This window comes from Nonomuraea roseola, assembly GCF_039535395.1.
Taxonomy (GTDB): Bacteria; Actinomycetota; Actinomycetes; order Streptosporangiales; family Streptosporangiaceae; genus Nonomuraea; species Nonomuraea roseola.
Genome location: NZ_BAAAXC010000015.1, coordinates 4,850,159 through 4,861,890, shown reverse-complemented (window position 1 = coordinate 4,861,890; position 11,732 = coordinate 4,850,159). Strand labels below are relative to the sequence as shown.

The following is an 11,732-nucleotide window of genomic DNA, read 5'->3' as shown; positions in this document are numbered from 1 at the left end:
CTGAGACCGGACTCCTGACAGCGCGGCGTCTTCAGTACTCCAGACCCGGGACAGGAGTACTTCTGGCCCAGGCCGGGAGACAGCGCTCGCCCCTCCCTTCACAACCAGGCTTGATCAGCCGGTATCGACAATTCGTCGCCGAACGCCCCCATGTGAAGGGCCGAAAGGGGTGGATGGAACGTTCCTGAGGTGAGACCATCCGGGGGCCCGACACGAGGAGACACGGATGCCCAAGCTCACCGCGATGACCGCCATCAACCAGTCGTTACAGAGCACCTCTCTGAGCAGTGCCAGAGTCTGGAACCCGTTCCACTCGCTCGCGGAGGGACCGACAGCCGCCTTCAGCGCCCGGCCGGATCTGGATCCGAAGGTGCCGCAGGTCATCGCGGACGCCAAGACGTTCGCGAATGCCAGCCGCAACGAGAAGGTCGCTTTCGCCGCCGCGGCCAAACACAGCGGTCTGCTCGACAAAGAGCTGGAGTGGAGCGCTCTGACCGCCCCGGTGTTCGAGCAACTCCGCACTCAGCTGAAGATCGACTATCTCAAGCGCGGCGACGAGTCGATCAAGAACTTCTCCAGTGGGGTCTGCACGATGTTCGCCTGTGCGGCCCTCGGCCACCTCGCTCGCAACCACAATCTTCTTGATCCGGGCTCGGTCGTCGAGCTGTTCAAGTACGAGGGCGATCAGGGCGGCCACGCCTTCATCGTGGTCAACCGCGCGGGAACGCCCGATGACGTCGATTCATGGGGTCCCCAGTGCTACGTCATCGACCCCTGGTATGCCCGGCACCGGATCACCGCTCCCGGCACGAACGCGGTCAAGGACATGACCGCGGGCACGGCCTTCCACGACCCGGCGTTCGTCGCATTCCTGAAGGACGCAAACTCCCGCGCCGTCCAGGTCACCTTCCCCCACATGCAGCTGATCCAGGCGTTCAGCTGATCGCCTCCGCCGACTCGGGACGCCCCGGCACAAGGACGGCGGGTTTCACGGGATGACGATTCCCCCCGACGGTCAGCCATGACAACCTCGCTCGGGCGTCCTGCCCCGCAACGGTTGGCACGCCGAGCCCAGTTCGACGGCCTGGCGCCCACGGCCGCACCGGAGCGCCGTGCGAATGGTCGTTCCCTCGGGGGGCACGGCGGCTTCGCAAGCTCGGCGTCGGTCAGCTTCGGTGGACCTTCGATGGGGGGTGATGTGCCGAGCGGCCCAACCGACTCAGGACCTGCTCATCTGGGCCTCGTCCGAGAGGACCTCAGGTTCGACCAGGCGGAAGGACACGCAGACGATCTCTGTGGTGGGGTCGACGGTGTGGCCCAGGCTGTTCCAGAAGCGGCGGTGGGAGTCGGCCCAGTGTTCCACCGAGCGGTACCCCTCCCCCTCCGAGTCCGCGAACTCCCACGTCACCTCGCCGAACGGCACCACCTCGACCGCCGTCACCTCGATCACCGCGATCGGCTGGTCGTCGTCGTCGACCAGGGCGAGCCGTTCGCCGGCCCGCTCCAGTTCCTCGCCCTCCGCCCGGTAGTCGTGCTCGAGCAACCCCGCCGTGCCGGTCTTGGCGCCGGACAGCACGAGGCCGTTCAACTCGGCGCGCAGCCCGCCCGGCGTGCCGAGCCCCAGGACCCTGAGTCCGTCGATCCTTCCCCACATGACCCGCAGGCTACGGCCAGCCGCCGCCGCCCTCACAAGCCGGGGCCTGTTGAAGGCGGCGGCCCGCGGACCTCCGGAAGGGTCAGAAGACCGGGATGATCTCCTCGGGGTCGAGGAAGTCGACGTGGACGCCCTCGATGTCGAGCTCGGGAATGGCCGGGAACTCGATCCCCCACCGCTCGACGATCGCGCGGATCCTCGCCATCGCCACCCGCCAGTTCTCCGCCTGCTCCTCGTACGACAGCACCCCGAGCCCGGCCTCCCTGGCGTGGTCCATGAGGACCCGGTGGTTGTCCAGGAAGTACGGCGGAAGCTCCCAGAAGCCCTCGGGCGGCTCCCAGAGGATCATCGACAGGAACACGAACCCTGCCCGCAGCTGCCGGGTGATGAGCGAGCGGACGTCGTCGGTGAGCCCGGGCCACTCGTTCTCCAGAATCGTCATGCAGATCTGGAGATGCCGGGACTCGTCGCGGCCGATGCGCTGGAACATCTCGCTGAACACCGGGTGCTGGGTGCCCGACGCCATGCCCCTGAACAGGGTGGACGCCGCCATCTCGCCCATCATGAACGAGGTGAAGAGCACGGGCAGCGAGTACTTCCCGACCGCCGAGCTGTAGCCCGTCCAGTAGCGCCCGCCGTTGTGGTAGAGCCACCCGATGTTGTTGTGCGCCGCCTTCTCCAGGTCGGTGACGGGAGTCCAGTCGAGAGGACCGCCGGGCCAGAGCTTGGCGATCGTCCGCTGGCAGCACTCCTCGTGGTTCATCTCGTCCCTGGTGATCGAGAAGAAGCACTTGCGGACGGGATCCTCCTCGTGCTTCTCGAAGGCCTGGATGGTCGCCCGAGCGAACACCGCGGGCCCTGAGGCGTCGAAGTTGGCCAGGACGGCGAACCAGTACATGATCCCCAGACGCTGCTCGACCGTGAAGTCGTCGGGGGAGAGCCCGTCCCACGGCAGGTCGGCCGGGTTCCAGACCATGCGCTTGGACTTTTCGTAGATCGCCGCCAGCTTCTCGGTCTCGACCCGCCATTCCATCGGATAGATGTTCGGCTGGGGGATCTCGGGCGCTGGCCAGAATCCGCCTTCGGGGATCGTGAGGTCGGCCATGGTTGTGACACCTCCTGCCCCTATCCTGCGCTGAGGTGTCACGTCTTTCAAGGACTACGAGCGGCTCCGCTGCGTCACGGCCACACAGACCAGGACGGCGAGCGCGCCGAGCACGGTGGCCAGGCCGTACCTCTCGCCGAGGAACAGCCACGCCCAGACCAGCGTGAGCAGCGGCTGGACGAGCTGGGTCTGGCCCGCGCGGGCGATGCCGCCCCGCGCGAGGCCCGCGTACCAGGGGATGAATCCGAGGAACATCGAGACGAGGCCGACGTAGAGGAAGCCGCCGACCGAGGCCGCCGTGAGCGTGACGGGGGTGACGGCGGCCAGCGCCACCGAGACGGGCAGCGTCACGGGGAGCGACAGCACCAGGGCGTAGGAGATGACGTGCCAGCCCGGCGTCGAACGCGCCAGCCTGCCGCCCTCGGTGTAACCGAGCGCCGCCGACAGCAGGGCCGCCACCAGCAGCACGTCGGCCAGGGAGAGGCTGCCGCCGCCCTGCGAGACGGTGAAGACGGTGATCGCGACGGCTCCCGCCGTACAGGCGACCCAGAACAGCGGGCGCGGACGCTCGCCCGCCCGCAGGACGGCGAAGGCCGCCGTGGCGGCGGGCAGCAGGCCGATCACCACCGCCGAGTGGGCAGTGCTCGCCCCCAGGTGCAGGGCCAGGCCGCTGAAGACGGGGAAGCCGAAGACCACGCCGAGAGAGATGAGCGCGTAGGAGCCCCACTGCGACCGCGGCGGCAGGAGCGGCACCCTCGCCGCACGGAGGCAGACCAGCGCCACGATCCCGGCCAGCAGGGCGCGGCCGACGGCCACCAGCCAAGGGTCGAACCCGCGCATCGCGAAGACGGTGGCGGGAAAGGAGCCGGAGAAGGCCAGCACGCCGGCGAAGGCGAGAGCGGTGCCCTTCAGCTCGTCACTCCTGACCGCGAGGGGAACCGCTACTCCACCGCCGACGATAGCGCTATTCTTGTCTCTCATGAAAGACGATAGCAGCATCGTCCAGCTCGCCGCGACGCTGCGTCAGGAGATAGCGGCGAAGCGGCCGGGCGACCGGCTGCCCTCCAGCAGGGAGCTCATGCGCCGCCATGGGGTCAGCCCCGTCACGGTGTCGAGGGCGATCGGGCAGCTCGCCGCCGAGGGCAGGGTGGTCACCAGGCCGGGCAGCGGCGCGTTCGTCGCCCCTGCGGCGCCCTCGGTCGGCGAGATGAGCGACCTCTCGTGGCAGACCGTCGCGCTGGGCGACCGCGTGGTCGACGACTCGGGCGTGACCGCGCTGCTCACCGCGCCGCCCGACGACGTCATCCCGTTGACAGGCGGCTACCTCAACCCGGCCATGCGTCCCGACAGGCAGCTGTCCGCGGCGGCCTCACGGGCCGTCAAGCGCGCGGACGCGTGGGCGCTGCCCCCGCTGACCGGCCTCAAGGAGCTGCGGGGATGGTTCGCCAGGCAGGCGGGAGGCGACGTGACGGCGGCCGACGCGCTGATCGTCAGCGGCGGCCAGGCCGCGCTCAGTCACGCCTTCCGCGCGCTGGCCGCGCCGGGCACGCACGTGCTGGTCGAGACGCCGACCTATCCGGGGGCGCTGGCGGCGGCCAAGGCGGCCGGCCTGCGCGCGACGGCCGTGCCGATGGACCGCGACGGCGTGCTGCCCGACCTGCTGGCCGAGGCGTTCGCGGTGACAGGCGCGCGGGTCTTCTACTGCCAGCCCACCCTGCACAACCCCACGGGCGCCACCCTGTCCGCCGAACGCAGACGGCAGGTGCTCCAGGTCGCCAGGGCCAACAACGCGTTCGTGGTCGAGGACGACTACGCCCGCTTCCTCACCGCCCACGCGCCCGTGTCGATGGTGGCGCTCGACCGGTACGGCACGGTCGTCCACATCAGCTCCCTCACCAAGATCCTCGCCCCCAGTCTGCGCCTGGCCGCCGTGATCGCCCGCGGCCCCGCCGCGCACCGGCTGAGGGCCAGCCAGCTGGTGGAGTCGTTCTTCGTGGCCAGGCCCCTGCAGGAGACCGCGCTGGAGTTCGTCGGCTCACCGTCGTGGCCGCGCCACCTGTCCTCCGTCCACGCCGAGCTGACCACCCGGCGCGACGCGCTGGCCGCCGCGATGCTCTCCCTGCTTCCGGACGCCGAGCCACACCTGGTCCCGCGCGGCGGCCTGCACCTCTGGGTACGGCTGCCGCCGCACGTCGACGAGGCCGCGCTGGTCGAAGGGGCGCGCAGGAACGGCGTCCAGGTGAGCCCCGGACGGATCTACTACCCCGCGGAGCCGCCGGGGCCGCGCGTCCGCGTCACGCACAGCGCCGCCACGCACCTGGCCGAACTGACCGAGGGCGTACGGCGGCTAGCCGAGGCGTACGCTGGTCTCAGCGAAGCGCCCGCCACCTGAGCAGGCCCATGTCTCGCGCGGGAAACCGGGACGAAGACCCTTCGTTATCGAGCCAGGCGTCATCGCGAGCCCTGAATCACCGATACGGTGTAACACGTGCCCCCGAGATCCTCCGGTCGCGGGCACAACGGCAGGCGAAGGAGCGGGCCGAGATGGCAGACGTAGGCGTCCGGGCGGCCCGGCGCGAGGATGTGCTCCAGGTTGCGAACACTCAGGTCCGCGCCTGGCGCTATGGCTACAGGGAGTTCCTCCCCGAGGGGCCCCTTGAGCAGATGACCGGCCCCGCGGCCGAGAAGATGTGGCTGCGCCAGTGGGACGAGGCGATCGTCGCGCCTCCCACGCGCATGCACCGCGTGCTGGTGGCGGTGGAGACCATCCTCGACACCGAGGGCTTCCCCGCGCTCGGCCAGGGCGGCGTCAACGTCACGGCGACGCCGCGCGGCGGTGAGCGCGTGGTCGGGCTGGCCTCGCACGCCCCCGCCGAGGATCCCGACCTCGACCCCACGGTGACGGCCGAGATGCTGACGCTGCTGGTCGACCCCGACTTCGTCAGGCGCGGGCACGGCAGCCGCCTGCTCAACGCCACCGTCGACTACCTGCGCGAAGACGGCTTCCGCCAGATCGTGACCTGGGTGTTCGCCGAGAACTACGCCGTGCTCGGCTTCCTCGAGTCAGCCGGATGGGGCGAGGACATGGCCGAACGCGTGCTCGACATGGGCCGTCCGATCCGGATGGTCAGGCTGACGACGGACATCAGCTGATGGCTTCACTGAACCAGTGGGTGGCAGGCGCGCGCCCGCGCACGCTGCCCAACGCGATCGTGCCCGTCATGGTCGGCACAGGGCTGGCCATCGGCGAGGGCTCCCCGAGCTGGTGGCGGGCCGTGGTGGCGCTGCTCGTGGCGCTGCTGCTGCAGATCGGCGTCAACTACGCCAACGACTACAGCGACGGCATCCGCGGCACCGACGACCAGCGCGTCGGCCCGATGCGCCTGGTCGGCTCGGGGGCGGCCGCGCCGCGCGAGGTGCTCGCCGCCGCGCTCGGCAGCTTCGCCGCCGCCGCGGTCCTGGGCCTGACTCTGGTGATCGCGACCAGGGCCTGGTGGATCCTGCTGGTCGGCGCGGCGGCGATCGCCGCCGCCTGGTTCTACACCGGCGGCAAGAGCCCGTACGGCTACCGCGCGCTCGGCGAGCTGGCGGTCTTCGTCTTCTTCGGCGTCGTCCCCGTGGTCGGCACCGCCTACGTGCAGACCGAGCAGCTGTCCTGGACGGCGCTGGCCGCCTCGGTGCCGATCGGCCTGCTGTCGTGCTCGATGCTGGTCGTCAACAACCTGCGCGACGTCGTCACCGACGGCCCCGCGGGCAAGCGCACGCTGGCCGTGGTGCTCGGCGCCACGCGCACCCGCACGCTCTACACCGCCTGCCTCACCCTGCCCTTCCTGATCGCGCTGCTGCTGATTCCGTTCACGCCGTTCACCGCGCTGACCGTGCTCGCCGCCCCGCTGGCGATCGGCCCGATCAGGACCGTGCTGGCCGGCGCCACGGGCCCCGCGCTGATCGGCGTGCTCCAAGCGACGGGAAAGCTGCAGATGGCCTACGGCCTGCTGTTCGCCGTCGGCTTGGCGATCACCTTGTAGGCGGATACAAACCGGCGTCGCACTCTCGTATGCGCGAATAAACGTCCTGGTCAACCCCCTCTGGTTCACTGAACCCGGATATTCGGTGACAGTGAGGGGACCCCCATGGAGCAACGCGGGATCGAGCTGGTTCCTGCGAGCGAGCGGTACGGCCGCCCGCGCGACCTGCTCTTCCTCTGGGCCGGAACGACCACCACGGTCTTCACGGTGGTCTACGGCACGATCGTGGTCGCCATGGGGCTGAGCTTCTGGCAGGCCGTGGCCGCCATCGTGATCGGCAACCTGCTGGCCTTCCCCCTGGTCGGATTCAGCAGCATCCAGGGCATGCAGCACGGCACCTCGACCATGGCGATCTCCCGCGCCGCCTACGGCAACAAGGGCGCCCGCGTCCTCGGCTTCTTCGGCTGGCTGAACATGGTCGGCTTCGAGGCCGGCGGCATGGTGATGATCACCCTGGCCGGGCTCACGCTGCTGAAGCAGGCGGGCGTGGAGGGCGAGGGCCTCGGGCTGAAGGTGGCGATCGTGCTGATCGCCGCGGTCATCCAGCTCATCCTGCCGCTGATCGGCCACGCCGCGGTGATGAAGGCGCAGAAGTACCTCACCTGGGTGTTCGTGGCGATGTTCGTCGTCATGGCGGTCCTGGTCGCGCCCAAGGCGAACCTCACGGCGGGCGGCTCGGCGGACTTCTCGACGTTCACGCTGGCGGTCATGCTGGTGATGTCGGGCGGTGGCCTGTCGTGGGCGCCCCTCGGCGGCGACTACTCGCGCTACCTGCCCGTCGACTCCTCCAAAAAGGCCGTGTTCGGCTACGCGTTCCTGGGCGGCTTCGTGCCGTACCTGCTGCTGATGATCCTCGGCGCCGCGGTCGCCACCGTCGTGACCAACGCCAGCGACCCGATCTCCGGCCTGCCGGGGGCGCTGCCGTCGTGGTTCGTCGTGCCGTACCTGCTGCTGACGGTGGTCACGCTCTTCGCCGCCAACACCACCGACCTGTACTCCTCGGGGCTGAACCTGCAGGCCGCCGGCATCAGGATCAAGCGGTGGGCCGCGGTCGTCCTCGACCTGATCTTCTGCGTGATCATCACGTTCGTCGCCATCACCTCCGACTCGTTCAACACGATGCTCAACGCCTTCCTCGGGCTGGTCGTCGTCTGGCTGGCCCCCTGGGCGGGCATCTACGTCACCGACTGGCTGCGCCGCAAGGGTGTCTACGACGCCGCCTCGCTGTTCGACGAGAGCGGGCCTGGCCAGATCCGCTGGGCGGGCCTGATCGCCCAGGCGGTCGGCATGCTCGCCGCGGGGCTCTGGCTCAACTCCAGCGTCTACGTCGGCTGGCTGTCCAGCGCCACCGGAGGCTCCGACCTCAGCATCTTCGCCGGCTTCGTCGTCGCCGGTGTCGTCTACGCCGCCCTGGACCGCCGCGCGGTCCCCGTCAAGGAGCTCGCCCATGCATGACCTGCTCGATGTGGCCTACGGCCGCAGGCCCGCTGACACGATCATCGCGAACGGGGTGCTGGTCAACGTCCTGACCGGCGAGACCTACCAGGCCGAGATCGGCATCAGCGGCGACAGGATCGCGGCGGTGGGCCCGTCCCTGGAACGTGGCCCCTCCACGCGGATCATCGACGCGCGCGGCGGCTACCTCGTGCCCGGCCTCATCGACGGTCACCTGCACATCGAGTGCAGCAAGCTGTCCGTCACCAGCTTCGCCAACCTGGCCGTCCCCTTCGGCACCACCAGCGTGGTCTCGGGCCTGGACCAGATCCTCGTGGCCGAGGGCCTTCCCGGCGTACGGCAGGCGCTGGACGAGGCGGCGGCGACCAGCATGCGCATCTGGTGGGGCGCCCCCGCGAAGGCCCCCTACACCGTGCCGCAGTCGACCGTCGGCCACACCTTCGGCCCCGACGAGCACCGCGTCGCCCACGAGTGGCCCGAGTGCGTGGGCATCTGGGAGACCGTCCAGGAGATGGTCGAGCACGGCGATCCCGCCGTGATGGAGGCGCTGGAGCTGGCCCGCCGCAGGCGGCTGCCGATCTTCGGCTGCGCTCCCCTGTCGGACGCCCGCCGCATCGCCGGCCTGGCCGCCGCCGGCATCAGGCTCGACCACGAGTCCTACTCCCACGAGGAGATGCTCGAGAAGCTGCGCCAGGGCATCTACGCGATCATCCGCGAGTCGTCCGTCGCGCACTTCCTGCAGGAGAACATCCAGGTCGTGGCCAAGGTCGGCGCCCGCAGGGTGGCCTTCTGCACCGACGACGTCCACGCCGCCGACGTGCTGGCGGGCGGGCACATGGACAAGCTGGTGCGGATGGCGATCAAGGCGGGCGTCGACCCCGTCACCGCCATCCAGATGGCCACCGTCAACTGCGCCGAGATGTACCGCATCGACGACCTGGTCGGCAGCATCGCGCCCGGCCGATTCGCCGACGTTCTGATCGTTGACTCGTTGAACGATTTCATCGTTCGCGAGGTCGTCGCGGGAGGACGTCTGGTGGCGCGCGACGGCGCCATGGTCACGCCGGCCGTACCGCCCGCCAGGGGTGAGGTGCGTCCCTTCCCCGTTCGCGAGATCATCGCCGACGACCTCGCGCTCCGCTCGGACGCCGACGAGGTCACCGTCCTCACCCTGAACTTCACCGAGCAGGTCTTCGTCCGCAAGAGGCGCGACGTGCGCCTTCCCGTCGTCGACGGGATCGTCGAACCGTCCGTCGCCGACGACGCGCTGCTGGTCACCGTGGTCGAGAGGTACGGCAAGACGGGCAACATGCCGGTCGCCATGGTCAGCGGGATGGGACTGAGGAAGGGCGCCATCGCCACCAGCGCCGCGCCCGACGACAACAACATCATCTGCGTGGGCGCCTCCCGCTCCGACATGGCGCTGGCGGTCAACGCCGTCTCGGCCATGGGTGGCGGTCAGGTCATCGTGGTGGACGGCGCCGTCGTCGAGTCGCTGCCGCTGCCCGTCGCCGGCATCGTCTCCGACCTGCCCGCCGCCGAGATGGCCGTTCTGGAGGAGCGGCTCGACGAGGTGGCCCGCTCGCTCGGCTGCACGCTGCCCGCGCCACTGATGTACCTGTTCTTCCTGTCCATCACCGCGATCCCCGACTACGCCGTCACCGACCTCGGTCTGGTTGACTGCGTGCGGTTGGAGGTCATCGACCCGATCCTCACGGAGGCCTGATCATGAAGGACTTCATCGCAGGGCTGCCCAAGTGCGAGCTCCACCTGCACATCGAGGGGACCCTCGAGCCTGAGCTCAAGTTCGAGCTGGCCCAGCGCAACGGCATCGCGCTGCCGTACGCGACGGTCGAGGAGATGCGGGCCGCCTACGCCTTCGACGACCTGCCGTCCTTCCTCGGCGTCTACTACGAGGGCATGCGGGTGCTGCGCACCGAGCCCGACTTCTACGACCTGGCCATGGCCTACCTGCGCAAGGCCGCCTCGCAGAACGTCCGCTACGCCGAGATCTTCTTCGACCCTCAGGCGCACACTTCGCGCGGCGTGCCGTTCGACGTGGTGATCCGCGGTCTGCGCAGGGCGCTCATGGACGCCCACGCGCGGCTCGGCGTGCGCGCGCAGCTCATCATGTGCTTCCTGCGAGACTTCCAGGCCGAGTACGCGATGGCGACGCTGCTGGAGTCGCTGCCGTACAAGGAGTGGATCGTCGGCGTCGGCCTCGACTCCGACGAGAAGGGCAACCCTCCCGCGAAGTTCGCCGCCGTCTACGAGCGGGCCAGGCAGGAGGGCTACCTGCTGACCATGCACTGCGACGTCGACCAGGAGAACTCCGTCGAGCACATCCGCCAGTGCCTCGAGGACATCCAGGTCGACAGGATCGACCACGGGGTGAACATCCTGGAGGACCCGGCGCTGGTGCAGCAGATCCTCGACAAGGGCATCGGGCTGACCTGCTGCCCGATCTCCAACTCCTACGTCACGGACTCGATGAAGGCCGAGGGCATCCGCAAGCTGCTCGACCTGGGGGTGCGGGTGACGATCAACTCCGACGACCCCGCGTACTTCCCCGGGTACGTGCAGGAGAACCTGGAGGCTCTGGAGCTCTCCAGGGAGGAACTGCTGCAGGTGCAGCGCAACGCCTTCGAGATCACCTGGCTGCCGCGCCACCTCAAGGACGCCTACCTGGCCGAACTCGAGACCTACGCCAAGCAGTAGCCCCCCGGAAACAGCAAGGCCCTCACCGGGCGCGCTCCGCGCGTGAGGCTTCGGACAGCGCCCGGTGGGGGCTCGGCCTCAGCACGGTGAGTTTGTGGTGTCGAGCACGCGGACAACGACTTCGACACCATCTCCCGCCTCACCGGGCAGCCGGTTCGCTGGATCTGCTGAGGCGCGCCTCCGGTGACGCGACTCCGCTCGCTCGGGCTCCCCGGGGTGCCAGTAGCAATCGCGGAAAATCCAACGAAGCTACCGCTGACCTGCGTTGATGTGCCACAGCCCGGAGTGCGGGGTCAGCGGGACCGTCGGCGGGCGGCGGGGTCGGCGTCGGCGGTGACCTGGGCGGAGGTCTGTTCGCCGAGTTGGACGTAGGGGCCGAGGCTGCCCAGGTGCAGATGCCGGGACTTGGCCTGGAGCTCGGGCGCGGTCCGGCCGGCGGCGGCCAGGTGCAGGAGCGCGGAGTGCCGCAGCTGGTGGAGAGTCCAGCCGGTGCCGTGCGGGTCGAGGATGGTGGTGGCGGTCTTGAACAGGTATTCGGCGCGCGGGTAGGACAGCCGGCCGCGCCCGGTGATCGGGCAGATGTCTGCGGCCGCCGGGGCGCGGCGTCCTTCGGCGGGAGCCCGCCGGTCAGCGAGAAAGGGGTGCCACCGGAATACGGCAGAAACGGGCCGCGGTCACTCGAATCCGCAGGTCGGACGGTGAGGCGGAGGGCCAGGTTTCGGCTGTGGATGACCATGCCCAGCCTGGGGCCGGATTGCGGTCCGCATGGGCT

The 11,732-nt window shown here is 69.6% G+C and carries 10 protein-coding genes; 7 read left to right on the top strand and 3 right to left on the bottom strand.

All coding sequences use genetic code 11. The annotated features are described in order from the left end of the window. Window positions 1–226 precede the first annotated feature (226 nt). Entirely contained in the window at window positions 227–943 is a 717-nt protein-coding gene (locus tag ABFX55_RS46480) for a hypothetical protein (protein ID WP_346130281.1), read from the top strand. Window positions 944–1,219: 276 nt separating this feature from the next. Here ABFX55_RS46480 and ABFX55_RS46475 read toward each other — a convergent pair whose 3' ends face one another. The 3 genes from ABFX55_RS46475 to ABFX55_RS46465 form a co-directional block, all read right to left on the bottom strand. Then, window positions 1,220–1,654, bottom strand: a complete 435-nt coding sequence (locus ABFX55_RS46475; protein ID WP_346130279.1) for an ASCH domain-containing protein — start codon at window positions 1,652–1,654, stop codon at window positions 1,220–1,222. An 82-nt stretch (window positions 1,655–1,736) separates the two neighbouring features. Then, complete coding sequence (locus ABFX55_RS46470) at window positions 1,737–2,759, bottom strand: hypothetical protein (protein WP_346130277.1); 1,023 nt, start codon at window positions 2,757–2,759, stop codon at window positions 1,737–1,739. Between the two features lie 54 nt (window positions 2,760–2,813). Further along, entirely contained in the window at window positions 2,814–3,740 is a 927-nt protein-coding gene (locus ABFX55_RS46465; RefSeq protein ID WP_346130276.1) for a DMT family transporter, read from the bottom strand. Between ABFX55_RS46465 and ABFX55_RS46460 the strand changes: the two genes are divergently transcribed. The 6 genes from ABFX55_RS46460 (at window position 3,739) to ABFX55_RS46435 (ending at window position 10,960) form a co-directional block, all read left to right on the top strand. Beyond that, window positions 3,739–5,151, top strand: coding sequence for an aminotransferase-like domain-containing protein (locus ABFX55_RS46460; RefSeq protein WP_346130274.1), 1,413 nt, complete (start codon window positions 3,739–3,741; stop codon window positions 5,149–5,151). The genes ABFX55_RS46465 and ABFX55_RS46460 overlap by 2 nt on opposite strands. Window positions 5,152–5,303: 152 nt before the next feature. Next, a complete protein-coding gene (locus ABFX55_RS46455; protein ID WP_183657399.1) occupies window positions 5,304–5,912 on the top strand; it encodes a GNAT family N-acetyltransferase in 609 nt (202 codons plus the stop codon). Continuing rightward, entirely contained in the window at window positions 5,912–6,787 is an 876-nt protein-coding gene (locus tag ABFX55_RS46450; RefSeq protein WP_346130272.1) for a 1,4-dihydroxy-2-naphthoate polyprenyltransferase, read from the top strand. The genes ABFX55_RS46455 and ABFX55_RS46450 overlap by 1 nt, the downstream gene beginning before the upstream one ends. 105 nt (window positions 6,788–6,892) lie before the next feature. After that, a complete protein-coding gene (locus tag ABFX55_RS46445) occupies window positions 6,893–8,242 on the top strand; it encodes a purine-cytosine permease family protein (RefSeq protein ID WP_346130270.1) in 1,350 nt (449 codons plus the stop codon). Further along, window positions 8,235–9,968, top strand: coding sequence for an adenine deaminase C-terminal domain-containing protein (locus tag ABFX55_RS46440; RefSeq protein WP_346130268.1), 1,734 nt, complete (start codon window positions 8,235–8,237; stop codon window positions 9,966–9,968). Before ABFX55_RS46445 ends, ABFX55_RS46440 begins: the two co-directional genes overlap by 8 nt. A gap of 2 nt (window positions 9,969–9,970) precedes the next feature. Next, a complete protein-coding gene (locus tag ABFX55_RS46435; RefSeq protein ID WP_346130266.1) occupies window positions 9,971–10,960 on the top strand; it encodes an adenosine deaminase in 990 nt (329 codons plus the stop codon). The last annotated feature ends 772 nt before the right edge of the window (window positions 10,961–11,732 follow it).